Origin of the sequence: Alcaligenes sp. GCM10023179 (assembly GCF_042653705.1) — a bacterium.
In the GTDB taxonomy this organism is placed as follows: Bacteria; Pseudomonadota; Gammaproteobacteria; order Burkholderiales; family Burkholderiaceae_B; genus Alcaligenes; species Alcaligenes phenolicus.
The window spans coordinates 472,547-496,788 of record NZ_JBHSIQ010000003.1; the positions used below are offsets into that span (position 1 = coordinate 472,547).

General features: G+C 56.8%; 21 protein-coding genes. 10 read left to right on the forward strand and 11 right to left on the reverse strand.

Translation table 11 applies throughout. The features are described 5' to 3' along the window. Window positions 1-22: 22 nt before the first annotated feature. Window positions 23-637 (reverse strand): glutathione S-transferase family protein, encoded by a 615-nt coding sequence (locus ACFPDR_RS16070; protein WP_060185913.1) that lies wholly within the window; start codon window positions 635-637, stop codon window positions 23-25. 121 nt (window positions 638-758) lie between these two features. Between ACFPDR_RS16070 and ACFPDR_RS16075 the strand changes: the two genes are divergently transcribed. Then, complete coding sequence (locus tag ACFPDR_RS16075) at window positions 759-1,640, forward strand: LysR family transcriptional regulator (protein ID WP_115635206.1); 882 nt, start codon at window positions 759-761, stop codon at window positions 1,638-1,640. A gap of 16 nt (window positions 1,641-1,656) precedes the next feature. On the opposite strand, the gene ACFPDR_RS16080 is transcribed toward ACFPDR_RS16075, so the two are convergent. The 10 genes from ACFPDR_RS16080 to ACFPDR_RS16125 all read right to left on the reverse strand — a co-directional run bounded on the left by ACFPDR_RS16080 (window position 1,657) and on the right by ACFPDR_RS16125 (window position 13,748). Then, window positions 1,657-3,279, reverse strand: coding sequence for a copper resistance CopC/CopD family protein (locus ACFPDR_RS16080; protein WP_376911477.1), 1,623 nt, complete (start codon window positions 3,277-3,279; stop codon window positions 1,657-1,659). 47 nt (window positions 3,280-3,326) lie between these two features. Beyond that, entirely contained in the window at window positions 3,327-3,863 is a 537-nt protein-coding gene (locus ACFPDR_RS16085) for a YcnI family protein (protein ID WP_083053694.1), read from the reverse strand. A gap of 51 nt (window positions 3,864-3,914) precedes the next feature. Beyond that, window positions 3,915-4,340, reverse strand: coding sequence for a DUF2946 family protein (locus tag ACFPDR_RS16090; RefSeq protein WP_336972337.1), 426 nt, complete (start codon window positions 4,338-4,340; stop codon window positions 3,915-3,917). A gap of 167 nt (window positions 4,341-4,507) precedes the next feature. Continuing rightward, window positions 4,508-4,915, reverse strand: a complete 408-nt coding sequence (locus ACFPDR_RS16095) for an NUDIX hydrolase (RefSeq protein ID WP_137430946.1) — start codon at window positions 4,913-4,915, stop codon at window positions 4,508-4,510. Between the two features lie 111 nt (window positions 4,916-5,026). After that, window positions 5,027-5,647: a glutathione S-transferase family protein gene (locus tag ACFPDR_RS16100; RefSeq protein WP_226348860.1), complete on the reverse strand. Its 621-nt coding sequence runs from the start codon at window positions 5,645-5,647 to the stop codon at window positions 5,027-5,029. A 21-nt stretch (window positions 5,648-5,668) separates the two neighbouring features. Continuing rightward, window positions 5,669-6,271 (reverse strand): ATP-dependent Clp protease proteolytic subunit, encoded by a 603-nt coding sequence (locus ACFPDR_RS16105; RefSeq protein WP_009454612.1) that lies wholly within the window; start codon window positions 6,269-6,271, stop codon window positions 5,669-5,671. Window positions 6,272-6,726: 455 nt separating this feature from the next. Beyond that, entirely contained in the window at window positions 6,727-8,214 is a 1,488-nt protein-coding gene (locus ACFPDR_RS16110; protein ID WP_376911478.1) for a surface lipoprotein assembly modifier, read from the reverse strand. Window positions 8,215-8,329: 115 nt separating this feature from the next. Beyond that, window positions 8,330-9,205 (reverse strand): Slam-dependent surface lipoprotein, encoded by an 876-nt coding sequence (locus ACFPDR_RS16115; protein WP_376911479.1) that lies wholly within the window; start codon window positions 9,203-9,205, stop codon window positions 8,330-8,332. A 64-nt stretch (window positions 9,206-9,269) separates the two neighbouring features. Continuing rightward, on the reverse strand, window positions 9,270-12,455 hold the full coding sequence (locus ACFPDR_RS16120) for a TonB-dependent receptor domain-containing protein (protein ID WP_376911480.1): 3,186 nt from the start codon (window positions 12,453-12,455) through the stop codon (window positions 9,270-9,272). Window positions 12,456-12,770: 315 nt separating this feature from the next. Beyond that, a complete protein-coding gene (locus tag ACFPDR_RS16125) occupies window positions 12,771-13,748 on the reverse strand; it encodes a helix-turn-helix domain-containing protein (protein WP_021446683.1) in 978 nt (325 codons plus the stop codon). 175 nt (window positions 13,749-13,923) lie between these two features. On the opposite strand from ACFPDR_RS16125, the gene ACFPDR_RS16130 reads away from it, so the two are divergent. From ACFPDR_RS16130 to ACFPDR_RS16170, 9 genes are all read left to right on the forward strand, one after another. After that, window positions 13,924-14,958, forward strand: coding sequence for a class I SAM-dependent methyltransferase (locus ACFPDR_RS16130; protein ID WP_376911481.1), 1,035 nt, complete (start codon window positions 13,924-13,926; stop codon window positions 14,956-14,958). A 5-nt stretch (window positions 14,959-14,963) separates the two neighbouring features. Beyond that, on the forward strand, window positions 14,964-16,199 hold the full coding sequence (locus ACFPDR_RS16135) for an MFS transporter (RefSeq protein ID WP_009454604.1): 1,236 nt from the start codon (window positions 14,964-14,966) through the stop codon (window positions 16,197-16,199). Window positions 16,200-16,359: 160 nt separating this feature from the next. Continuing rightward, window positions 16,360-17,532 carry a molybdopterin-synthase adenylyltransferase MoeB gene (gene moeB / locus ACFPDR_RS16140; RefSeq protein WP_115635215.1) on the forward strand — a complete coding sequence of 391 codons (1,173 nt, stop codon included), beginning with the start codon at window positions 16,360-16,362 and terminating at the stop codon, window positions 17,530-17,532. Between the two features lie 19 nt (window positions 17,533-17,551). Continuing rightward, complete coding sequence (locus tag ACFPDR_RS16145) at window positions 17,552-17,959, forward strand: Mov34/MPN/PAD-1 family protein (RefSeq protein WP_003801262.1); 408 nt, start codon at window positions 17,552-17,554, stop codon at window positions 17,957-17,959. 74 nt (window positions 17,960-18,033) lie between these two features. Continuing rightward, the gene (locus ACFPDR_RS16150) at window positions 18,034-18,306 is read left to right on the forward strand and encodes a MoaD/ThiS family protein (protein WP_009454599.1); all 273 of its coding nucleotides are present in this window, start codon (window positions 18,034-18,036) and stop codon (window positions 18,304-18,306) included. Window positions 18,307-18,389: 83 nt separating this feature from the next. Then, window positions 18,390-20,207 carry a CoA transferase gene (locus ACFPDR_RS16155; protein WP_376911484.1) on the forward strand — a complete coding sequence of 606 codons (1,818 nt, stop codon included), beginning with the start codon at window positions 18,390-18,392 and terminating at the stop codon, window positions 20,205-20,207. Beyond that, window positions 20,204-21,865, forward strand: coding sequence for an AMP-binding protein (locus ACFPDR_RS16160; RefSeq protein ID WP_376911485.1), 1,662 nt, complete (start codon window positions 20,204-20,206; stop codon window positions 21,863-21,865). The genes ACFPDR_RS16155 and ACFPDR_RS16160 overlap by 4 nt, the downstream gene beginning before the upstream one ends. After that, window positions 21,862-23,055 carry an acyl-CoA dehydrogenase family protein gene (locus ACFPDR_RS16165; protein ID WP_035267961.1) on the forward strand — a complete coding sequence of 398 codons (1,194 nt, stop codon included), beginning with the start codon at window positions 21,862-21,864 and terminating at the stop codon, window positions 23,053-23,055. Before ACFPDR_RS16160 ends, ACFPDR_RS16165 begins: the two co-directional genes overlap by 4 nt. Continuing rightward, on the forward strand, window positions 23,052-24,242 hold the full coding sequence (locus tag ACFPDR_RS16170; protein ID WP_376911487.1) for a CynX/NimT family MFS transporter: 1,191 nt from the start codon (window positions 23,052-23,054) through the stop codon (window positions 24,240-24,242). Before ACFPDR_RS16165 ends, ACFPDR_RS16170 begins: the two co-directional genes overlap by 4 nt.

Sequence of the window (24,242 nt, forward strand, 5' to 3'; positions counted from 1 at the left end):
ATTTCTGCTCCAAGGGCGTCCGTCAGGCTTGTAGCCCGGCGCGGGTTTTCTGAAAGGGAATAAAGCCGGGCAAGGCCTCGATCTGGCGTAGCCAACTTTGAACGCAGGGGTAGCTGGACAAATCCACATTGCCTTCGGGGGCGCGTTCTACATAGCTGTACAGGGCAATGTCCGCAATCGTGGGCTCTTCTGTTCCGGTAATCCAGCGCTGGTCTTTCAGGCTGTGTTCCAGGGTCGCCAAGGTGGCATGGGCGCGAGTAATCACTTCTTCAGGGTTGAAGTTGGCGCCAAACACAGTCACCAATCGAGCTGCACAAGCGCCGTAGGCAATCTTGCCTGCGGCCACAGACAGCCAGCGTTGTACTTGCGCTTCCTGATAGGGATCGCTGGGCAGCCAGTGCGAGGGTCCGATCTTGCGGGCGATATAGACCAGAATTGCCAGCGAGTCGGCAATGATCCGGCCATCGTCATCCAGCACGGGAATTTCCCCAAAAGCATTCAAGGCTAGAAATTCTGCTCGCTTGTGCGCTTTGGCCGCCATGTCGACCTCGATCAACTCATGGGGCAAGCCGCTTAAAGACAGAAACAGGGCGGCGCGATGGGCGTGCCCGGACAGGGCGTAGTGATAGAGCTTCATGGCAGTTCACCAGTCATAAACAAGAGGTATTCATTCTGCTTTCTATGGCAGTACGAAACAATCGCCTAGAATTGCACTTCATTATTGCTATTCTTGAGCATAGTCTTTAAAGGCGGGGCGCATGGACAGGCTGAAAACACTACGTACTTTTATCTGTGTGGCAGAGCAGGCCAGCTTTGCTGAAGCCGGGCGGCGCATGAATATGTCGCCCACTACGGTGTCGCGCACCATCGCGGCGCTGGAGGCCAGCTTGGGCGTGCAATTGCTGATGCGCACCACGCGCAGCGTGCGGCTGACGGAAGAGGGCAGCCTGTTTCTGGAGCGTTGTCGGGCGGGAATCGCCCAGATCGATCAGGCCGTGGAAAGCGTGCAGGGGAGTCGTTCTGAGCCCAGCGGTACCCTGACGGTAACGGCCCCGGTCATGTTCGGAAAAATGTATGTGATGCCGGTGGTTTTGGAGTTGTTGCGCCTGTATCCGCAATTGCAAATCCGCCTGATCCTGCGCGACAGCTTGGTGCGATTGGTGGAGGAAGGGATTGACATAGCGGTCCGCATTGCCGACTTGCCGGACAGCTCCTTGCATGTGGTGCCGGTCGGAGAAGTTCGACGTGTTTTCAGCGCCAGTCCCGAGTATCTGGTGCGTAAAGGCCGACCGGCTTCATTGGTAGATTTACGGCATCACGATTTGATTTGGGTCGAGGATGAAGGCGGGCCGCATCGCGGTTGGGGGCTGGACGAAGTGCGCCGTGTGGGTGGTGTACCGCGCCTGTCTGTCAGCCATGTAGATGCGGCAATTGCCGCAGCGGTGGATGGTCTGGGTGTGTTGCGCACCTTGTCTTACCAGGTAGCGGGCGAGATAGAGGCAGGGCGGCTGGTGCCTTTGCTGCGCGATGATGAGGCGCCTGCCTTGCCGGTGTCTTTACTGTTTGAAGGCGGGCGCAAACATCATCCCAATGTTCGCGCCTTTATTGAGGCCACCAAACGTTTTATGAAGCCGTTCTGATTCCGGGACGCCGGGTTTAGTTGGCTTGCAAATCCAGCGTGCTATCCAGGTGTATGCGTTCAAAGTCTGAAATCAGCACCTGAATACGAATATTCCAGCTGGCCAGATGCGGCAGCTCGACATTACTCACTTCCCATTGATCCTGTCGCGTGAGTTCCGCCGGAAAGGTAATGGACTCCACCCCGGCTTGCGGGTTGCTGAAAATCACCTCCACTTCTTGAGCCTTCAGGGGACTGAAATCCGGCTCGTATAAAGAGACGGTCAGAATGGCTGGGTGCTGGGTGGAGGCCGGGATGTACAACAGATCCGCCATACCGGCTTCGGTATGAATATGGCTGGAAACGCTGGGTGGAACTAGTTGGGCCAGGGCGCGCGGGGGCGGGGTGAAGCGCCATAATGCGGCCACGGCCAGGATCAGCACCGCCAACACATATTCCAGACGAACCACACGTCGCAGAGCCTGTCGGGCATCGCTACGCTGTTGCAAGACGGCTTGAGTCAGACGATAGCGGTTGTAGGCTCCCAAACCCAGCAAGAGCAGGACCAGAATCAGCTTGGCACTGAGCACTTGTCCATATCGGCTTTCCCAGAGCGAAGCGAGTTGATCGAATTGCACGTAGATCAGCGCGGCTCCGCTCAGGACCAGAACCAGCAGGACAGCGGGAATCCAGCGCGAGAACAGCGTCAGCAAGCGGGATTCTTGAGCATGCTGAAGTGCATAAACCAAAGGCAGGAAGGAACCAATCCACAGTGTCAGCGCCACGACATGCAGCCAGACACTGGGCCGAGATAGCCAGACGGGATCTGCTGTGCTGGCATGTCCGCTGGACGCCAGGGAAGCTCCCAGAAGAATCAGCGCCAAAGCAGCCAGCCATTTCTGGCTAGCGGAGTGTGTCGCTTTCCAGGATAAGGCGGCACAGGCCAGAGCTAGCCAGCCCAGCAGCACCGCCAGGCCCATGGAGGTCGATGCAGCCGTTTGCCAGGCGGCCGTGCCGAACAGGGCGGACAGAGGCAAGTCCAGGGCATCGACACCCACCAAGCCCAGGTTCAGCAATAAGGCGACGGCCCCTAAAGTCAGCATGCGTGGCGCGATATGAGCTTGACTCGCTGATGTGTTGTTTGATGCTGGAGCCAGGGCGCGGTAGACCACCCAAGCTATCCCCGTAAACAGGCCCACATAGCCCAGAAGTCGGGCAAGCCAGATCAGTCCATTTCTGAGGGGATTGCTGTGGGTGCTGTCCACCAGATTTGAGCTGGGCGCCCCAATGGAAAACGTCAGCGTTCCGCCTACGGGATGACCGTCAGCAGAAATAACCCGCCAGCTCAGCCCATACGTGCCTTCGGTTTCCATGGGCGGCAAGGCCAGTTCCAGTCGCTGGTCTTGTGTCAGAACGTCCTCCAGCTCCATGGAGGAACCATCGGGACGAATCAACTTCATCAGCAAGGGCGATACGGTCTCATTGAAGCTCAGGCTGGCTGTACTGGGAGCCTGGGCCAGCACCGTGCCGCTATCGGGTTTGCTGGCGACCAAGGAGGCATGGGCATACAGCACCGGCGCCCAGGCCAGCAACGGCAAGGCAAGCAGTAGCACGAGCAGTGGGTGGCAAGCTGCCTGCCTACGCAGGGTCTGCGTTTGCATAAGATCTCCTTCAGGCTGATGCCCAAGGGCACCAGCCGCCTGGGTGTTTAAGGCTTGGGCAAGAGTTGCAGCGCAGGAGCAGGGGCGTCGGAATGGTCAGCCGCTTCCTTGGTGCCCGGAGCTGCCTGATCAATCCAGCGCTCCACGCCTTGTTCGCATTCCTGAACAACCGGGAAGTAGAGCGTGCTATTGGGCTTGAGCTCATCGGCCAGGTAGCTGATGAACACGAACTCGTCATAGTGCTCGTCCTGCAAAGGGCCGCCAGCCCACACCACTTCCTGAACGCCGGAGCTGACTTTGGCACCCCAACGCGTGTAGGCCTGCTTGTAGTCACCTTTTACTGTTTCCAGCGTCCAGCCTGCTTTGGGTTGTGGTTTGACACCGACCACACCTTCAGGAATACGGACACGGATTTTGGTGGTGGCAGAGCCTTTGCAGCCATGCGGTACGGACAGAACCGCCTTGTAGCTGCTGCCCACCGGGGCTTGCTTGGTTTGCAGGGAAACGTGTGCCACAGCGGAAGACGCGAACAGCACGGCAGCCATGCCCAGAGTGGCACGGAAAGACGTAGAAGAAATCGACATTGAAAACCTCGGCTAGATAAAAAAGAGAAACCGTCAAAGGACGGGAACACATCAAGCGAGGAATAAAGGCGGGGCGCGTGAACCTAAAGGAGGGCCTTGTGCAGGCAGCGGTGGCAGGGTTTGATTGCTCTGGGCTAACAAAACCGGCCGGTACCTGATCAGGCTGATCAGAACAGGCGCATCCAGGGTCGGCAACAAGGCGGGGGAGGCCGCGATACCAAAGGGGCAGTCCTGTTGATTGTGATGCGTATCGGAATCCGCCTGGCCATCCTGGCCGACCAGATCAATCCAGAGCGTATTGGCAGCATTGCCAGCCGTACAGAAGGTAATGGCAAAGCCATTGTCTTGTCCTGAGCGGGTAGGCATGTAGCCTGCCGGGACGATGGCGCGACAGACGTAGGCCAGCAGAGCCAGGCAAAACAGAAGTTGCCAAACTCGGATTTCGCGGGAAACGAAACGGGGACCCAGGGCGCGCATGCGGAAAAGTATATTACAAAAGTGGGGGCCGACTGATGAGGCATTCGCCAGTTATCTGGCACCAAGCTACACGTGGATCTTGATCTTGATCTGGCTGGTTTATCTTTGTCTTTGTTCCTGATCCTGCCGCCCACCTTGGTATTAGTGCTGCTTCTGACTTGGCAGTTTCACTCCCTACGTTTCTTGATTGCAGCCACCGCCACCTGGGTCGCCACCGTCAAGGGTTCTGGCAGTTGATCCAATGTAAACCAGTCCATGCCGCTGTGCTTCTCAGGCTCCTGCACCACGGCCTGGCCGGTGAAGGATTTGACCAAATAAACTGGCGCCACCCAGTGCTCGCCCTTGTCGGCATCAATCTGGTTCACATTGACCAGTAGCTCCAGAGTCTCCAGACGCAAACCCACTTCTTCCATAATCTCCCGTGTAACGGCTTGCTCCAGGGTTTCCAGCCAGTCCACTTTGCCGCCCGGTATCCCCCAGTGCTCAGCTTCTGGTGCACGCACACGCTTGAGCAGCAGGATTTTGTCGTTTTGCATAATGACTGCACCGCAGCCAACTCGTATGGTTTCGTCCATGTCTACATCTCTAGTTTTTAAACGGGCGTCAAGTGGCCCCGAGCGTCAATGACACATAAAAAAAGCCGCGAACATAGTGGGCGGCTTTGGTCAGCTAAGGCAAAGTACCGCTTAGGGGAAACCGGCACATTGCTTTATAAAGGCAGGCCGCGCGGCCAGGCGGTGGTAGTAGTCTTCGACTGCCTTGAGTAGCGGGCGATCAAACGGCGTATTCAGCCAGCGGTGAATGGACAGGCCCAGAATGATATCGGCCAGGGTGAATTCCGTTCCGGCGGCATAGGCCTGGGTCTGCGCCAAGTGTTTTTCCAAAATTCCCATTACCTGGGTCCAGGCAGCCAAGGATGCCTGAACCTGTGCGGCGTCCTGATGCTTGGGCGATTGACGCACCAAACTCCAGAACGCATATGTCCAGGTCGGGTTCAGCTCGGAGGCCTGCCAGTCCAGCCACTGATCCACCTTGGCTCTTTGCCAGGCATCTTGCGGATACAAGGCCGTCGGTGCCTGGCGGTTGGCCAGATAACGCACAATGGTATGGGATTCCCACAGCACACGTTCCCCATCCAGCAGGACGGGGATTTTTGCGTTGGGGTTCAGCGCACGGAATTCGTCCGTGTTGACGTCCTTGAAGCCTATGCCCCAATCCTGCCGCTCAAATTCCAGATTCAGCTCCGCGCAGGTCCACATGACTTTGCGCACATTGATGGAGGATTCTCTGCCAAGAATAGTCAGCATGATGGGGCCCTCAAATGGTCATTATTTGCTGGCAGGCAGCAGTTCGTCACGGCGTTCGATAATGCGTGAGATCAGGCCATATTCAATGGCTTCCTCGGCACTCATCCATTTGTCGCGCTCGATATCGTCACGCACACGCTCGATAGGCTGGCCGGTTTCACGGGCAATTACCTGGGCGATACGTTCACGCGCTTTCATGATTTCCTGGGCTTGAATGGCCATATCGCTGGCCTGACCACCGGCGCCACCGCTGGGTTGGTGAATCAGAAAACGGGTTTGAGGCAGGCACACACGACGCTCGCGGGCGGCACCCAGGAACAGGTGGGTAGCAGCACTGCCCACCCAGCCGGTACCCACCATGGTGACGGGCGAGGAAATGAAGCGCACCACATCATGGATGGCGTCGCCGGACTCCAGGTGACCACCGGGCGAGGACACGATCATGGTGATAGGGGCGGTGGATTCGGCATCCAGCGCCAGCAGCTTGCGCACGGTTTCCGAGGCGAGCTTATCCGTGATGGTGCCAAAGACCAGCACAGTACGGGCGCGGAAGGCTTTTTCTTCCAGAAAGGCGCTGTCTTGAGGGCTGGTATCAGAGCGAGTTTCTTTTTCTTGGCCAAGCATGGGGAAAGACTCCAAGGGATAAGTATTCTGTCTGCTAAGGAAAATCGATTGCTCGACTATATCCCGACTGATGGTCAACCGGGCTTTCACTTGGCAATTTTTGTGGTTTTTTTTGTCCGCGCTGGGGGCGCAATAGGGCGCAACGCAAGCAGACAAAGCAAATGCAGGGCGGTCTGCCCCGCAAGTTCATCATAGTCTCATGCTTGTTAAGTGTTTGATCCAGGGAATAAGACCTTATCGTCCGGTCTCCTGGAGCAGCATCACGGGAAGGGCTGATCTACACGCTGCCGCTGGGCCTTGAGACCTGCCACAGAACCCCGATACCTCATTGAAAACGCTTCTTTCAACAGTGGCACGACGCTCCCTGTCACTAAAAAAGATACCTGTCGCTTCAGGCGCTTGATGCTAAAAAGGGACGGCACCCGATCAGCCGCCGAGGTCGAAGAAGTCCTTGCTTAAAAACGCTTTTCCAGCTTCAGCGCGACTTCGGTTTGCTTGTATTTGAAAGCCCAGTCGATATTGCTGTTGTTGAAAGTGTGTTTCACATACAAATTGGGCGTAATGCCTTTGAACGCAAAGCGCGGCATGCCTACGTTCAGGATATAAATCTGCTGACGGTCCTTGCGCAGCCCGCCCAGGAACAAGTCCTCGGCATCGTGTCGGGTCTGCCGGTACAGGGCCGTGGCGTTGATATTGAAACCCGCATCAAAGGCCCTGTAAATTCCCAGGTTTGCCATATAGCTGCGGCTTTGCGCGGTTTGCTGAGACTGCAGATTACGGGTGTAATTCAGGCCCCCGTAGACCACGGTTTTGGCGTCAATCAGATACGAGCCGTACAGGCCTATCTGGTTCTCTTTGACGCCTTCAAAGTACTGCCGTAAATCGCCTTTGTAGGACAGGCTCTTGTGCTGGGCATTCACGCCTACTTGCAGCCTGTCGCTAAGATTGTGCTTCCAGTCCACGCGCCCGCCCCAGGACTGATAGCTGGTGCGACGGTTGGTGTAATTGTTCTCGAACAAGGGCGTAATGGACAGATCGTTTTTAGCGTCCTGATAGTTGTAGCCCGCGTAAATAATGCTGGTGTTGTCGCTGTAATAAATATTCTTGGGCTCGGCTTCCTTGTGCTTGTCGTACAGATTGCCGTAGCTCAGACTGCGCAGCAGCAGATTGTGGTTGCCGCTTAGCTGGAAGCGCCGGTTCAAGGTCAGGTCGTAGACCATGGCGGTGGATTTGACCGGGTCCGGCATCTTGCGCACTGACGGAAAGCACCCAAAGAAATAGCAGGTAAAGAAGGTGTCTTGCTGGCCGTTTTCTTTGTTGATATTGCTGTTGTAGCCCAAGCCAATCGAGGCGGAACCGTGCCAGGCATTGCGGTCCTGCAAGGCACCCTGGAAGCCTTCAATTACGGGCCGTACTTCATCAGGAATACCGGCAGAGGAAATCTGGCTGAACAGTTCTTTCGCTTCGCTGGATTGATAGTCCTCGAACAGTACGCGGGCCAGCTCCAGCTTGGCGCGCATCATAGTGGGATCGCTTTCCTGAGCTTGGCGCAGCTTGCTGATCGCCAGGCTGTGATTGTCCTTGCTACGGGCCACCATTCCTTGAGCCATCAGCACCAGGGCAGGGTTGTGGGCGGGCAGCTCCTGATATTTTTCTACAAACTGATCCACCTTGGCCCACTGTTGCAGATTGATGGCGACATAAATGGCCGGTTCCAGATCGGTCAGTGTGGCATCGACGCTATAGGTTGTGCCGTTGATGGTGATCAGGGCCGATGGGTCCACATCAGGCGGGGTTTCTTCCACTAAATGGGAGCGTTCGCGTTCGTTCAGATTGCGGTCGATTTGATTCAGAAGTCGGCGCGTATCGTCGTCATTGGCTTGCACCGCGCTGGATGCCATGGCCAGCAACAGGCACAAAAGGGGAAGGGCTCGCCCATGCATGAATGAAAACCTTGCAAGAAAAAGGGGAGATGGACGTGGAGTCCAGAGAGAAAGGGGATCGAGCTTGTCGATCCCTTTTTTCTTATGGCAACACTAGCGTGTTGTCAGAGGCGGATTACTGTTTTGCACCGCCGAAGGCCATGTCTTTAGTGCCACCAGGGGTGTTGTAGTAAATACCAGCCAGCGCATCAGCGGCAGCGCCGTAGAACTGACCGCGGATTTTGGAAGAATCGGCAAGATCTTGGGCGAAGGTACCGTTGGAGCTAATGGTTGTGCCATTGAAGAGTACGGTGCCGACCAAGCCTGTCAACGTACCTGAGCCGCCAGCGTAGTTAGCGGTCAGGGTACCTTTGGAGATACCAGCCTGGGTGCCGGGGTTGTATTGGTTGACACCTACAACGTCGTACTTGGCATTGACCAGGTTAGGCATGGCTGTGGTTGGGTTTTCGCCGGTGTAGAACACCGTGCGGTCAGCATGGCTCAGGTTCAGATCCGTGCTGCTTGCTGGGGGTGTGCCGGCTATGCGGGGAGCCCACTCACCAAAATACACTTCCTGGCCGGAAACCTTGGCAACTACTTCGCCACCGAAGTGGGGGTAGCCTGGCAGAGGATTGTTCAGTTGGCGATAGGCGTAAATTTGAGTGCCTGCTCCTACACCGCTGGTGATGGTATGGCGCCATGTTTCAGCAATGTTTGTTCCTAACGGCATTTGAATATATCCATTGCCATCAGAACCACCCAGCACTTGATTGGTTTGCCAAAGAGGACCGCTTTTGAAGCTCACCACTCCTGATTGTTTGGTGGCGTCATAAGGGTCAGTACCTGGCATGGAGATACCAGCTTCGCCCTGAGCCATCATCGTGGACGGCTTATCCGCCACTACAAATGCTTTCGAGGAGCCACCCGCGACGGGGGCGGCGAAGCTGCTGGCGGAGGCCAGCAGGAAAGCCGAAACAATAGCCAGTTTTTGTACCTTCAGACTTGCTTTCATTACGAACTCCATTAAGTGAAGAAAAAGGGCGTTTTTACGAAAACGACCAAAAAAACCGATTAACTTAAAAACGTGCTGTCATACCGACGCGTACCGTTCGTCCGGGGGCCGGCATGGAGGTGCGGGCCATAGGGTCCAGGTAGTACTGATTAGTTAGATTGCTGATCGCCACGTCCACATTCAGGTTTTTCTGTACCTGATAGCTGGCGTAGGCATCGAAGATCAAAATGGGGTTCCAGTAGTTCGTTCTGTTAAATGCCCAGCCAAGGCCACCAAAATGCCCTTCATCTTTGTTTTTCGCAGCGCTGTGATACACCGCACGTGCTCCGAGCAGTAGTTTCTTTTCCAGCAGGCGTGCACCGACATCCAGATTCAGGGAGTACTGCGGTTGCAGGCTGGTTCTGGCAAAGGTGCGAGGGAAGCCGCCATCAACGCAGGCAGGTATGCGGTCGCTTCCTGCGGCTCCAGGGATGGGCATAAACGTCTGGGCGTAATCGGCGTCGCATAGCTGCTGCTTCAAGCGGTATGTGCCGCCAAAGTTGGCAAAGTATTTACCGCTATCCACGCGAGCTTGCAGTTCAATACCGGACATCTTTTTCTCGTCAAACTGCACGGTATTGAAGTCCCAGTCTCGGTCTATATAGTCTTTGATCCGGTTGTTGAAGTAATTGATTTTGATGTCTGCATATTCCAGACTTGGAAAGTAGCTGCTTAGATTGTGGACATAGCCGATTTCCCAGTTGTAGGCATGCTCAGGACGATTAGCGGTTCCGGTCGAGCGCTTGCTGCCGCCAGCCAAGGCCATGGAGGACTCGAACAGGCTTGGAAAACGTACAAATTCGTTGTATCGGGCATAAAGACGAATATCGTCTGTAATGAAGGCTGTCAGCCCGATGTGGGGAACCCATGCATGGTCTTTTTGTTTTTTAGGTTCTTCCCATTTATTGGATATTTCAGATTCGTCTTGGTAAACAGGTTTGCGATTGCTTATCGAGGCAATGTATTTGTCTACTGTGCCCTTTTGTCCCTGCGCATCGGTGACTTGCTCTGTTGAGTCAATTTCTCCATTGGTAAAGGGGTTATTGGCAGTAAAACCTTTGTGACTTTCTCCAGAGGGAACAAAAACCGTTTCTTCGATATAGCGATAGCCGTTGATTTTTCCTTCATGGAATGTATTACCTAATATTTCTTCAAATGTTTTTTTGCTTGTATGCCCGAAGACGGCCTCTAGTAGACTTGGATCTAAGTCAGAAATGAACTGCCAGTTTTCTTCATATTGCTTGTAAATGGGCAATGTTTTTTCAATGATTTGGCCTTCGTAATCAGCAACTTCTTGATTGCTCATTAAGCGCTGAACCTGGTAGTTATAGCCTTTCAGGGCAGGCTGAATAGCCCAGTCCTTATGCTGCTGACTACGCATCTCGGCCAGCTTGTCGTCGTACGACCAGTAGTCGCTATAGCGTGCGCCAGCATTCACTTGCAGCCAGTCCACAGGCCGCCAGTCGAAGTTAAAACCAAAATTCCATTGCTGGCGGGTGCCTGAACGAGGCCCCATGTGGTTCACGCCCCAGGTCAATTCATTCAGGTTCTCGAGCTTCTCCGAAGCATCATGCTGCTTGAGTTTTTCTCGGGTGAAATCAGCGAACAAGCCCAGGTCCAGAGTTGGGTGCAATGTCATGGCGTTGCTGATGTTCAGCCCGCTACGCCTATGGTCAGTAATTTGCAAAGCTCTGGGGACGATGTTGAAGCGCCCATCTGTATTGGGGAGCTTTTCTGGGGCGGTAGGAGGTACCCAAGCGCATTCAGAGCCGTTTGTGCCCAGGACATGGCAATTTGTGTAGTTGTCCCAGTCACCATCGCGTCCGTTGTTCAAGCCCTGGCCTTGAATCCCATAAATGATGTCGCCATTCTGATGACGCTCACTATCGCTTTGGGTAACCCAGGCTCCCGCTTTCAAGTTGATGAAACGGTTGCCCTCGGGATTCCAGGAGTAGTTCAGGTTCCAGGTGTCTTGTTTGACCTTGCTATAGGGGTTTTCGGTTTGAAGGATATTTTTTTCGCCATAGCCATCCAGGGCGTGGATGGCCCAGACCACGTTCCAGGGCACGTTTTCGCCAAAGGTATGGTTGCTGCGCATGTAGCTCATATCAATGGCTTGATCGTGAGGCAGGCGCAACGTGCCTTTCAGCAGCGTGGTTTCCAGTTCGCTGGATGTGTTCAGAACCTCTTCACCAGGACGGTAGTACTTGGCGATGTAGCTCACTCTGGGGAAGGAGTACGAGGGGTTGTAGTCGCTATTTGCGTCCTCTTGCCAGGTGTCGTTCTCGTACTTGTCACTACCTTTCTTACCGCTGTAATAGTTGCCGCGACTGCGGTAGCTGTATGCGGCTAGCAGATCAAAATTTTCTTGTTGTGTGGCGATGGCTAGGCGGTAGGAGTGGTCTTCAAAATTGAAGTTCTTGCCGCTATTTCCGACTTTCGGCATACGGTCTGGCGAGATGTTGTCAGGTAGAACAACACCATTCGTGCCACCTTTATGAAAGGTTGCTCCCGGAATATCGCGATAGTCCTTTCCGAATATCCCAAATGCCCGCTCATTCGGCTTGGTCGAATTCGTCGCCGTTTCCGCCTTCAGCTCAATCCCGAAGGTCTCGCCCGGTTTGACAATATCTTCAACCTGCAGCGTGCGGATCTGCACCGATCCGCCAATCCCGCTGGCTCCTGACGTTGCCGACACGCCTTTTTCCACCAGAATGCTGCTGATCATATTGGGATCAACATAGTTACGGTTGGCGACCCCCGCCGGTCCCAGCCAGACTGATGTTGCCTGTTCCGTGCCGTCAATCGTCAGGGGAATACGGCCTTCACCCTGGATACCGCGAATGTTCGGGTCCAGCGCGCCGCTATTGCGCGAGTCCCCCGCATACACACCGTTCAGGCCCTTGAACAAATCCCCCACGGAGCTGCCCTTGTACAGCTCGATCTCTTCCTTGCCGGCGTACACATTGGAGACGTCTTTCTCGAATACATCGGTTTTACCCGCCTCATCGCGGGTTTCACGTACGACGGTAATAGTGTCCAGACGAGTGGCTCTGTCCGTGTCTTCCTGGCTCTCGTCCTGACGGGAGAAGGGTGGGGCGCTGCCCACGCTTTGGGCCTGTGTCTGCCCGGCCCAGGAGGCCAGAATCAAGGCATACACCAGCGGCTTGAGCGCGTGTTTTTTTGTGTAGGGTGAAAGGGTAGCGGACATAAAACGAACCAGGGCTCCGTGCGAAAAATAACAATCTGTCGTGGGGAAGTACTTCCCGTTTGCTGGCCAGGCTCACCACTTGTCTCAAAAGGTGAGGAAAGGCACGGGGATATTATTCACATTAATGAGAATAATTATCACTTAGATTGATATGCAGGACGGAGCAATTCCTATGCAGGACCGGAAATCCGCGGCAACTGCAGGAATTTGTCAAAGCAGAAGGGGAACTTTTCAGAGAGAGGGCCGCAGGGGGCGGCCCGAAAGAAGGGGGGCCTCTATGAATGCAGAGGCCGAAAACAGCAGAATTACAAGGGTTTAGGCGCGCTTGTTGCCAAAAATGGATTTGGGTGAGCGGCCAAAGTAGCGCGTAAAGGCGACGGAAAAATTATTGGGGTATTTGTAGCCGACTTGCCAGGCGGCCTGGGCCACTTGTTGGCCGGACTCCAGCAAGGTATAGGCTTTGCGCATACGTAGTTCCAGCAGCAGGCCGATAGGCGTGTTGTCGTACAGATAGCGAAAACCTTCTTTAAGTTTGTGCTCGTTAATGCCCACCGTCGTCGCCAGATACTCCACCGTGATTTGCTGGTCCAGTTGCGAGCTGAGCAAATCGCGTGCTCGCTCGACCCGCTGAATATCATCCACCGACAGCGGGGCGCTGTTGGGGGCGTCGGGCGGAGCCAGGCGGTTGAACTGCTCGGCCAGCAAGCTGAGTGCATGGATTTGCAGGTTCAGCCTGTGGTGATGAATGGGCTGCTCCGGGGTGCACGGCTGCATATAGCGTGCCAATGCCGCCGCATGGGCCATGGTGGCCTGGCTGCTGGCATGAAAGGACAGACGGTGCAGTCCCACGCAATCCATCAACTGGGTGGCGCGTTCCGGGCCCACGTATTTGTTCAAGGCCGCCTCGCTGATGACCAGCCGTAATTGCGATACGGACTGGTCCTCTTGATAGTGGCGTTCCCCCCGCAGGGATCGAAAAGCCGTCACCGTGGTATGGCCTGCCTTGAACAGCAGATCTGAGCTCTCCCGACCCTGATAGGCCGACTGTCCTTGCAGACCCACCGTCACCACAATGACACGGCCCGCGTGCGGGCCGTTGCTCTCTTCAACCAGCGACCGGCTGGGGTGATAGTGCAAGCGGCCCAACAAGAACCCTTGTTCCAGTTCCACGCATTCGGAATAGCAGTGGCCCAGTTCTTCGGGTAGTTGCAGCCGGACTCGGCCATCGCTCAGAGCGCGGCATGACCTGGGTTCATCCGTGGTTAAGCGATAGCCAAATTTGCGCGTGTTCATCATTTCTCCTGCTAAAAGCGCCTCGCATATGAATTGCTCCGTTCAGCATAGATCTTAATGCAAATAATTCTCATTAAATATATATCATTTCTAGCTGTGATGGCAGAGGGAAGGGCCATTGTGAAATTCACGGAGGTAAAAAACAGTGCTGGATCGATCGCTAGGAGAAGTCGTTTTGTTGGAGCAATTGCTGGAGTCGCATGCTCTGCAAGCCTGTTGGGACGCGCAATTGGCGGGTTTAAGTGCAGATGCCTTGAATCTGGCTTTGGGGTATGGCGTGTTTGCGCATCTGGATCAGTTTATCGCTGCGGAGGAACTTGCGCTTGTGCTCAAGTGGGACGCCGACAACACCGCCTACCTGCTGGAGTTGTTGTGGAGTCTGGAGCTGTTGGAGTGTCAGTGGACCTGTCCGCGACGCTATCGCAGCCTGCCGCAAACGGCGCGTTATCTGAATCCGGGTTCGGCGCAATATTGTGGCGATGCCTTGCTGTTTCGGCATGGCGTCTTGCGTCAGGTGGGCAATCAGCTCGATGAGCTGCTGCGTAATGGCAAATCGCCTCCAGCGGATCCGGCATTGATTCAGCAAGGCTGGGCAGCGGCGGCACGTTCGCAAATTGCCCAGGAACAAACGGCGGTGACGGCCGAGGTGGCCTGTGAGATTTTTGGAGCCGTGCCGGAGTTCTGGCAGGCGCAACGTCTGCTGGATTTGGGCGGTGGGCCAGGACTGGTAGCCATCGCCTTGGCGCAACAGCAGCAGGACTTGAATGCCGTGGTGTTCGAGTACGAAGCGGCGGCGGCTGTCGCCCAGCAAAAAATTCTTGATGCGGGTCTGGAAGCGCGTGTCAGCACCTTGGCCGGTGATCTGCTGGTGGATGATTTCGGGGCGGATTATGACCTGATCTGGTGCTCTTCCGTGCTGCATTTTGTACCGGATATTCCTGCTTTGCTGGCCCGTCTGTATCGCGCGCTTCGTCCCGGTGGGGTGCTGGTGTGCTGTCACGCCGAAGTGCATACCGAGGTCAGCAAGGCCAAACGGATTTTGCATTACTACCTGCATATGCGCATGCAAGGCCGCCATGTGCTGCCGGAAGGGCAGTTGGCCCAGTTGCTGGAACAAGCCGGATTTGATGATGTTCAGCAGTTTGATGAGGTGCGCTTTCCGGTTGCGCCCGTCACTGCATTGATTGCGCGCAAGGCGTGCAAAGGGTGATGAGAATGAAGACGTGGAAAGCATGGGGGGCGCAGTTGCTGTTTGGCTGGATGAATCTGGTGCTGGCCGTCCCCAGTATTTACCTGATGCTGGGTATGCCCCTGGTGATGCGACAGCATGGCTGGTCCGGCACCGAGATAGGCTTGTTCCAGCTGGCGGCCTTGCCCGCCATTTTCAAGCTGGTGCTGGCCATGCCGGTGCAGCGTGTCCGCCTGGGTGGCGGACATTTTGTGCATTGGCTGTGGTTGATGGCGGTCTTGTTGTTGGCTTTGTATGTAGGCATAGGCCGCGAGAATCTGATTGATCAGCGGACCCTGCTGTTTGCCCTGACCTTTGCCATCAGCATTGTGGCGACCTGGATGGACATCCCCTTGAATGCCTTGGCGGTGCAATACCTGCCGCGTGACGAGCAGTTGCGTGCAGGTAGTATTCGTTCTGCCGCCTTGTTTCTGGGCGCGATCGTCGGGGCGGGCGTGATGGTGCTGGTGCAGGCCCGTTGGGGTTGGCAGGCACCGTTTGCCTTGATGGGCCTGGGGCTGGTGATTGGTTGTTTGCCCTTTGTCTTCTTGCGTTCCAAAGCCGGTTTGCAAGCGGCTGAGACCGAGCAGGCACCACCCGGTTTCGTCGCCGATTGGGTCAGTTTTTTCGGGCAGGAAGGGGCCAGGCAATGGACCAGCCTGCTACTGACCAGCTTCCCCTTTATTGGCGCTGTCTGGTTCTACTTGAAACCCTTGATGCTGGACCAGGGCATGCCTTTGGAAGAGGTGGCCTGGACGGTCGGGATTGCCGGTGGCATTACCGGTGCCGTGTTCAGCCTGATTGGCGGACGTTTGGCGTCATTTCTGGGTGCCGCGCGTGCCATTCCGATTTATCTGCTGGCGGCCTTGCTGTCTCTGATTCTGTTGATGGTTTCCGTCTGGGCCAAGCTGGGGCCGGTGTGGCTGATCAGCAGCGCCCTGTTGATTGCGGCCAGCATGGGGGCTGTGTCGGCATTGCTTTTTGGGCTGACCATGTTCTTTACCCGTAGACAGCGCAATGCATCGGACTACGGTTTGCAGTCGACCATCTTCACCTTGGCCCGTATGGCCGTTCCCATTGTCGCCGGCATCGTGCTGGACCGTTTCGGTCAGGTTGTCATGCTGGGCGTGCTCACCCTGGGTGTTCTGTTCGCCTTTGTACTGGCTTGGCGCGTTCGCCACAGCGTCGGTGCCAGCACCGAAGTTTTGCTGCGTAGCCAGTAAGTCAGGGTCTGAAAACGCCAGCGTGTGCAGGTTGCGCTGGCGTTCATCGTTTTTGCTCCGTTTCGCATAGAAATTAGAACCCAAAGGCTATTGTGTCATTTTCGGTCATATTTGAGAATAAGTCTTGTTCGTATTCATATGTATTTAACCAGGAGTCATTATGACCTTGCCCCCATTAGTTGAGCCCGGTGAGCCTTTAAGCCGCGAAGAGGTTAACCGTTATAGCCGTCACCTCTTGATTCCCAATGTGGGCATGGAAGGCCAGCGCCGCATCAAAAATGCCAAAGTGCTGGTTATCGGGGCAGGGGGGCTGGGTTCGCCCACCTTGCTGTACTTGGCCGCAGCCGGGGTGGGCACACTGGGCATCATCGACTTTGACCGGGTGGATGAGTCCAATCTGCAGCGCCAGATCATTCACACCGTAGACAGCATTGACGAGCTGAAAGTGGAAAGCGCCAAGCGTGCGATTCACAAGCTCAACCCCCATATCAAGGTAGAAACGTATACCGACAGATTGGAACCTGACATGGCGGTCGAGCTGTTTTCGCGCTACGACCTGATTCTGGATGGCACCGACAACTTTGCGACCCGCTATCTGGTCAATGATGCGTGCATGCTGGCCGATAAACCCTATGTCTGGGGTTCGATCTTCCGCTTTGAAGGCCAGGTCTCGGTGTTCTGGGAAAACGCGCCCGGTGGCATAGGTTTGAACTACCGCGACCTGTACCCCGAGCCCCCACCGCCCGAGCTGGCTCCGTCTTGCGCGCAGGGCGGTGTGTTTGGTGTCTTGTGCGCCTCGATTGCCTCCATCATGTCCACCGAAGCCATCAAGCTGATTACCGGCATTGGCGATCCTTTGATCGGCCGCCTGATCGCTTATGACGCACTGGATATGTGCTACCGCGAACTGCCCATCCGCCGCCTGCCCAATCGCAAGCCCGTGACCGAGCTGGGCGATTACCAAACCTTCTGCGGCCTGAATCCACCGGCTGATGCCATGGCCATCCCCGTGCCTGTTATGACTGTGCTGGAGCTGAAAGAACGGCTGGACCAAGAGCAGGCCCCTGTCCTGGTGGACGTGCGCGATCCCAATGAATGGGAAATCGTGAATATTCCTGGCGCGATTCTGATGCCCAAATCGCCCACCGTCGCCGCCGAGATTCTGGCTGCCTTTGGTCCGAATGCGGATCTGGTGATTTCGTGCCGCTCCGGTGCGCGCTCCAGGACCGTGTGCGAAGAGCTGATCAAGTTGAAGGCCCCCAAGGTGCGCAATCTGGAAGGCGGCGTGCTGGCTTGGGTGGAGCAGGTCGCTCCCGAATTGGCGTCTTACTAAGTTCGGGAGGAAGCACATTATGGCCTTGCAGATTCGTCGTTCTGCTCTGGAGCAAGTTCTGAATCATGCCAAGCAGGATCACCCCATCGAGGCATGCGGACTGATCGCCGCCCAGGAGGGTTCGCTGGTGGCCGAGCGTGTGCTGCCCATGCAAAACCGGGCGGCCTCGGAGGTGTTTTATCAGTTCGATTCGCGCGAGCAATTTCAGGTCTACCGCCGTCTGGATGAGGACGATCAGGAGTGCTGCGTGATCTATCACTCTCATACCGCCAGCCAGGCTTTCCCGAGCAAGGATGACATTGATTTTGCGGGCCATCCCGAACTGCATTACCTGATCGTGTCCACCTGGGATCAGGCCACCGTGCCGGTTCGATCCTTCCGGATTATCGACGGCGGTGTGACCGAAGAAACCATCGTGATTGTCTAGGGAACAGCGTCGCTCCCCCAAGGGGGGCGTGCGTCCCGGCTGTTGGAAACCACTATTTCAAAGGAGTTTTAAGCATGTCCATTTCAGTCTCTATCCCGACCTTGCTGCGTCCACTGACGAACGGCGAGAAGAAAGTCCAGGCCCAGGGCGCTTCGGTAGGCGAAGTGATCGAGCATCTTGAAGGCCAGTTTCCCGGCATCAAGGCGCGCCTGATGAGCGGCGAAGACCTGCACCGTTTCGTGAATATTTACGTGAACGAAGAGGACATCCGTTTCAGTGATGGCCTGAAAACCACTACTCGTGCTGGCGACAGCCTGACCGTACTGCCTGCCGTAGCAGGGGGCTAAGACCATCTGGTCTGGATTTTCATGGTGCAAGCGCTGGTTTCTGCAATCAGCGCTTGGCGTGCGCATCACTCTGGTTTGGAACTATGTCTGAATTACTACATGGCTGCGGATTACGCTGGCAGATGGGCTCACAGCCCCCGTATTGGCCGGGCTTGCCTGCTGCCTTGAGCCGTCAGGCTCGATTGCTGGGTTTATCTGAACAAGGACAATCCGCAGGCCATCAAGACGAAGCAGCATTCAGCCTGTATTCGCCTGATTTTGGAACGATTAGCACGCATCTGGAAACCGAGGCGGGCGGCATGACGCAAGCCGCGATCAGCGAGCTGAGCATGCAGGCCGCCAGCGGTATCTTGTCCGTGCATGGACGCTCCAGTGGGCTTTCGGGCACGCTGGGCCTGGATTATCTGGCCGTGCTCAGTTCAGCCATGACCCTGCAAGCGACCTTGGCGGCGGCCTTGGGCCAATTGCGCGGCGGGCGTTTCTCTACGGTGTCGGTTTCGCCCTTGGGCTGCGGCCTGCTCAGTATCGGGCAGTATCTGGCCGGGGCAACGGCGGCTCAAGATCCCGAACAGTTATTGGCGGGTAGTTACGATCCCGGCTTGCGGCCCCCCTTTGTTTCGCAAGACGGCGTGGTCTTTGAACTGGAAACCTTGGACCCGCGACCCTGGCGCGCTTTTTGGGAAGCAGTGGGCGTACCGGCCGATCTGGCTGGTCAGGCCTGGAAAGCGTTTTTGCTGCGCTATGCCAAGGCGGTGTGCCCTATGCCAGCGGCATGTTTAAGCAGTCTGCAAGCCCTGAACTTTGCCCGTTTGCAGGAACTGGCCTTGCAGACCGGCATGGCCATCTTGCCGGTACGTACACCGGCTCAACGCCAGAGCGATAGTGATTACGCGGCCTTGGCCGGTCTGTGGCAGCATCAGATTCATGCCGCGCCCGGCTCACTGAGCACCTTGCCGTCCAAGGCCGATTTGCCCCTGCGTGGTTTGCGGGTGGTGGAGTCCTGCCGTCGGATTCAAGGGCCTATTGCCGGTCACTTGCTGGCGCTGCTGGGGGCGGAGGTGATTCGTCTGGAACCGCCCGGTGGCGATCCCTTGCGCGCCATGCCGCCGTGCGTGGAGGGCTGCTCGGTGCGCTTTGATGCGCTCAATCAATTCAAGACGGTGCAGGAAGTGGACATCAAGTCGGCTCAAGGCCGCCAGGCCATTTACGAGCTGGTGAGCGAGTCCGATGTGTTCCTGCATAACTGGGCGCCTGGCAAGGCGGCCGAGCTGCAACTGGATGCCCAGGACCTGCACGCAGTGCGCCCGGATCTGGTCTACGCCTATGCGGGCGGTTGGGGCCAGGAGCAAGTGGACGCGCCGGGTACGGACTTCACGGTGCAAGCCTGGTCGGGCATTGCTCACACCATTTCTCAAACCTCGGATGCACGGGGTGGGTCTTTGTTTACGGTGCTGGATGTGCTGGGCGGGGTGATGGCCGCGCTGGGTATCAGTGCCGCCTTGCTGCGCCGGGGCCTGAGCGGGTCGGGCTTGCGGGTCGACAGCTCCTTGTTGGCCACGGCCGATCATCTGGCCCAGGCCGTTTCTCCCATCAGTAAAACCGGCGTGTCGGCGGTGTTCCAGACGGGCGAGGGCTTCATGGTCATCGACTGTCAGGATCAAACGCATCTGCATGCCCTGGCCGGGTGGTTGAATGTGTCGCCCGATGCTGTCTGGACGGTCTTGCCGGATCGTCTTCTGTCCCAGTCTGCCCGTAGCCTGGAAACGCAACTGGATGTGCTGGGCATACCGGCCCGCCGCGTCCATAGCAATCTGGCGCAACTGCGTGCTGATCCACGCCTGGCGTCCCATTTCCATGACAAGGGCTATTCGTCTGTTAATTCTCCCTGGAGGTTTTTATGAATCACGCTGGCATCATCGATCTGGTCCCTGCGTCATTGCGCCAACGCTGGATAGAGGACGGTACCTACCCGAATAAGCCGGTCTTTACGCTGTTCGCGGAAAAAGCCCAGGCTCATCCGGACAAACTGGCGGTGCTCTCGCCGCAAGGCAATATCAGCTATAGCGCCTTGATGGACGCGGCTCTGCGTCTGGCAGGCAGCTTGCGTCGGGCAGGGATTATGGCGGGAGACGTGGTGGCGTATCAGCTCAGCAACCATTGGGTGTGCTGCGCCATTGACCTGGCCGCCGCTGCTTTGGGGGCGATTGTTGCGCCTTTCCCACCCGGACGGGGCAAGCTGGATATTCAGTCGCTGGTGCGTCGTTGCGATGCACGGGCGGTGATTGTGCCGCATGAATATGCAGGCATTGATTTGTGCGAAGTGATCGAGTCCTTGCGACCTACGCTGCTGTCCTTGCGTGTCCTGATTGTGCAAGGCCCATCGCGTCCGGGCTGGATGACTTTGGATTCCTTGTTCGAGGGCGAACCCCTGGCCTTGTCCGAATTGCCGGTGGTGTCCCCCAATTCGCCAGTGCGTTTGCTGGTGTCCTCGGGCACTGAGTCCGAGCCCAAGCTGGTGGCCTATTCGCATAATGCCCTGGTGGGCGGACGTGGCCGATTTCTGCAACGCATTTCCCCCAATGATGTGGAGTTCCGGGGCATGTATCTGGTGCCGCTGGGTTCTTCATTTGGCTCTACGGCCACCTTTGGCGTGCTGTGCTGGTTGGGTGGTTCTTTGGTGGTCTTGCCCAAGTTTGATGTGCCTAGCGCGATTGCCGCCATCAATGCCTTCAAACCCAGCTTTATTCTGGGCGTGCCCACCATGTTCCAGCGTATTGCGGCAGCGCCTGAGCTGGAGAAGGCCGATAAAGCCAGCTTACGTGGCTTGATTGTGGGCGGTTCAGTCATTGACGAAGCCACGGTACGCCGTTGCGTAGAAGCGTTTGAGTGCGGCTTTATCAGCCTGTACGGCTCGGCCGATGGGGTGAACTGCCACAACACGTTGGATGATCCCATCGACGTGGTCTTGAGCAGTGTGGGGACCCCCAATCCGCAAGTGTGCGAGATCCGTCTGATTGATGACGAGGGTGCCGAAGTGCCGCAAGGCGAGGTAGGCGAAATTACCGCTCGTGGTCCCTTGAGCCCCATGCAATATGTGAACGCCCCGGAACTGGATGCCCAGTATCGGGACGAACAGGGTTGGGTGAAAACGGGCGATCTGGGTTACATCAATGCCCAAGGGCAGTTGGTGCTGGCAGGTCGCAAGAAAGACATCATCATTCGTGGTGGCGCGAACATCAGCCCGGTGCAAATTGAAGGCCTGGTCATGGCTCACCCGGATGTAGTCACTGTGGCTTGCGTGCCGGTTCCCGACGCGGATCTGGGCCAGCGTATTTGCTTGTGCGTGACGGTGCGTGAAGGCGTGCCACGTTTCTCCCTGAAAGAGATTACCGACTTCTTGCGTGAGCAGGGTCTCGAAGTGAACAAGCTGCCGGAGTATCTGCGCTTTTACCGCAGCCTGCCGCTGACGCCTGCAGGCAAGATCGACAAGCGCGCCTTGGCTGCTGATGCTGCTGCATTGGGCTCTGGGGCCAAGACTGCAGCGGGGATAGCAGCATGAATCACCTTGCCATTTCCAGCGCGGCCTTGAGCCGCAAGCTGCGGCAGTTTGTGGATACCGAGATCATCCCTAACGAGGGCATTCTGGCCCAGGGGGATAATCTGGCCCGCGAGCTGACTCTGGACCTGACACGTCGGGCTCAACAGGCGGGTTTGTTCGGCAGTTTCTACCCCATGCATCGTGGTGGTCGGATCGCCAGTTTGGTTGAGTACCTGCCTGTGGCCGAACAGGAAGGACGCTCTGAATATGGCCCTGGCATTTTCGGGGCAGATGCCACGCTGGATGCGTATATGTTGAGCCATCATGGCTCGGCCAGCGTCAAACAGCGCTTTCTGACGCCCTTGCTCAAGGGGGATGCAGTGTCCAGCTATGCCATGTCCGAGCCGGACAGCATTGGTTCGATTCCGGCCACCATGCAATGTCAGGCTCGCCTGAAAGACGGGCAATGGCATGTGAATGGCCGCAAGTGGTTTATTTGTCGGGCGCAACAGGCCAGCTTCGCGACCGTGGTGGCGCGCAGCGCGGACGGTCCCGTGAATGAGTCCTTGTCCATGGTGATCGTGCCCACGGATGCGGCGGGATTTAAAGTCGTGCGTCCCTTGCCTTTGCTGGGGCGTTATCAAGGGCAGAACGAGCTGCTGTTCAACAATGTGACCGTGCCGGAGGACTATGTTCTCGGCAGCGCCGGGCAGGGCATTGCCCTGATGCAAAAGCGTCTGGCCCTGGGTCGTATTTTGCGATCCGTGCAATGGCTGGGTTTGGCGCAACGCAGCTTTGAAATCATGTGCGAGCGCATTCATTCGGAGCGCGGAGAACTGGCCCGTCTGGCGGACAAGCAACTGGTTCGGGCGCGGGTCTATCAGGTGTACCGGGCCATTACCTCGGCCCGTTGCTTGCTGCGTGAAGCGGCTGTCAAGTTCGACGCGGGTTTGCCCAATGCGGTGGAGGTGAATGTGGCCAAGCTGGCGTCGTCGGATGCGGTCAGCGCGGCAGCAGATTCCGCCATCCAGATCATGGGGGCCGAAGGCCTGGCCGATTGGAGCCCCTTGTCCGGCATCTATCGGGCAGCGCGTACCACGCATATTCTGGATGGGGCGGACGACGCCTTGATCAGTACCGTTGGCAAGCACTTGCTGCAAGCCCACTACGCCACACAAGAGATGGCAGATATGAACAAGGCAGTCGCATGATGCTATCGACACGGGCAGGTCGTTCACCCTGGGTGCTGGCCAGTTTGATGACTCTGGCGATGGGCATGCCCATGATGGTGTTTTACGCCATCGGCGTGCTGGGTCCGCAAATCATTCAGGATCTGGGCATTTCGCGCGAGCAACTGGGGTGGTTGACCACCAGCACCTTTGGGCTGGCGGCCTTGCTCTCGCCGTGGGCGGGGGCCTTGGTGCAGCGCATGGGCAATCGGCACGGTTTGTTTTTGCTGTTCCTGCTGGTGGCCATGTCCTTTAGCCTGATTGCGGTGTTGCCGGGTTTCTGGGGTGTGCTGACGGCCTTGCTCTTGTGCGGCTTGGCGCAGTCCTTGGCCAACCCGGTGACCAATCAGGCCATTGCCCAGTTGGTACCGGCAGAGCGCAAGGCGGGGCTGGTTGGTATCAAGCAGTCCGGCGTGCAGGCTTCGGCCTTGCTGGCCGGTCTGGTCCTGCCCACCCTGGCCTACAAACTGGGGTGGCGGGGGGCGTTTGTGGTGTGGGTACCTGCCATGCTGTGCCTGTCCTACTTTGCCCTGCAGCTTTTGCCAGCCAGAGCCAGCACCGCAGCCGGCAGCATGTCCTGGCGCTTGCCCTGGCCCAGCCAACAACTTTGGCTGTTAATGGCCATTCAGCTGTGCGCGGGTCTGGTGCTGTCGTCCTTCATCACTTTTCTGGGCGTATTTGCGCAGCAACTGGGCGTGTCGCCGTACTGGATAGGGATGCTGGTCAGTGGCTTTGGGGTGATGGGGATTGTGTCCCGAGTGCTCTTGACGCCTATCGCTGCCCGCTTTGGGGATGAAACCTTGTTGCTGGGCATCCTGTTTGTCATCCCGATTGTGGCCTTGTTGCTGATGATGATGGCTGCACCGGACAGGCTCTGGCCCCTGGGAGCCGGGGTGTTGGCCATTGGCTTGACCCTGGTTGCCACCAATGCCATTGCCATGAGCATGTTGCTGCGGGATGTTCGTTTTGGGGCGCCGGCTCGTACCGCAGGGCTGTTGTCCGTCGGGTTTTTTGGTGGCTTTGCCTTTGGTCCGCCACTGTTTGGTGTGCTGCTGCGCTCGCCCGAAGGCTTTGCTGCTGCCTGGCCTTTCCTGATGGGCATTCTGGTGTGCGCTAGCTTGTTGTGCCTGATTTTGTACCAGGTTCGTCGCATGGCGAAAGGGGAATGA

Excerpts from the sequence above, each read along its gene's own strand:
- ACFPDR_RS16105 (WP_009454612.1), bottom strand. The coding sequence starts at position 6,271 with ATGCTTGGCCAAGAAAAAGAAACTCGCTCTGATACCAGCCCTCAAGAC.
- ACFPDR_RS16150 (WP_009454599.1), top strand. The coding sequence starts at position 18,034 with ATGTCCATTTCAGTCTCTATCCCGACCTTGCTGCGTCCACTGACGAAC.
- ACFPDR_RS16170 (WP_376911487.1), top strand. The coding sequence starts at position 23,052 with ATGATGCTATCGACACGGGCAGGTCGTTCACCCTGGGTGCTGGCCAGT.
- ACFPDR_RS16075 (WP_115635206.1), top strand. The coding sequence starts at position 759 with ATGGACAGGCTGAAAACACTACGTACTTTTATCTGTGTGGCAGAGCAG.
- ACFPDR_RS16120 (WP_376911480.1), bottom strand. The coding sequence starts at position 12,455 with ATGTCCGCTACCCTTTCACCCTACACAAAAAAACACGCGCTCAAGCCG.
- ACFPDR_RS16165 (WP_035267961.1), top strand. The coding sequence starts at position 21,862 with ATGAATCACCTTGCCATTTCCAGCGCGGCCTTGAGCCGCAAGCTGCGG.
- ACFPDR_RS16100 (WP_226348860.1), bottom strand. The coding sequence starts at position 5,647 with ATGCTGACTATTCTTGGCAGAGAATCCTCCATCAATGTGCGCAAAGTC.
- ACFPDR_RS16110 (WP_376911478.1), bottom strand. The coding sequence starts at position 8,214 with ATGCATGGGCGAGCCCTTCCCCTTTTGTGCCTGTTGCTGGCCATGGCA.
- ACFPDR_RS16135 (WP_009454604.1), top strand. The coding sequence starts at position 14,964 with ATGAAGACGTGGAAAGCATGGGGGGCGCAGTTGCTGTTTGGCTGGATG.
- ACFPDR_RS16070 (WP_060185913.1), bottom strand. The coding sequence starts at position 637 with ATGAAGCTCTATCACTACGCCCTGTCCGGGCACGCCCATCGCGCCGCC.
- ACFPDR_RS16155 (WP_376911484.1), top strand. The coding sequence starts at position 18,390 with ATGTCTGAATTACTACATGGCTGCGGATTACGCTGGCAGATGGGCTCA.
- ACFPDR_RS16160 (WP_376911485.1), top strand. The coding sequence starts at position 20,204 with ATGAATCACGCTGGCATCATCGATCTGGTCCCTGCGTCATTGCGCCAA.
- ACFPDR_RS16080 (WP_376911477.1), bottom strand. The coding sequence starts at position 3,279 with ATGCAAACGCAGACCCTGCGTAGGCAGGCAGCTTGCCACCCACTGCTC.
- ACFPDR_RS16085 (WP_083053694.1), bottom strand. The coding sequence starts at position 3,863 with ATGTCGATTTCTTCTACGTCTTTCCGTGCCACTCTGGGCATGGCTGCC.
- ACFPDR_RS16115 (WP_376911479.1), bottom strand. The coding sequence starts at position 9,205 with ATGAAAGCAAGTCTGAAGGTACAAAAACTGGCTATTGTTTCGGCTTTC.
- ACFPDR_RS16125 (WP_021446683.1), bottom strand. The coding sequence starts at position 13,748 with ATGAACACGCGCAAATTTGGCTATCGCTTAACCACGGATGAACCCAGG.
- moeB (WP_115635215.1), top strand. The coding sequence starts at position 16,360 with ATGACCTTGCCCCCATTAGTTGAGCCCGGTGAGCCTTTAAGCCGCGAA.
- ACFPDR_RS16095 (WP_137430946.1), bottom strand. The coding sequence starts at position 4,915 with ATGGACGAAACCATACGAGTTGGCTGCGGTGCAGTCATTATGCAAAAC.
- ACFPDR_RS16090 (WP_336972337.1), bottom strand. The coding sequence starts at position 4,340 with ATGCGCGCCCTGGGTCCCCGTTTCGTTTCCCGCGAAATCCGAGTTTGG.
- ACFPDR_RS16145 (WP_003801262.1), top strand. The coding sequence starts at position 17,552 with ATGGCCTTGCAGATTCGTCGTTCTGCTCTGGAGCAAGTTCTGAATCAT.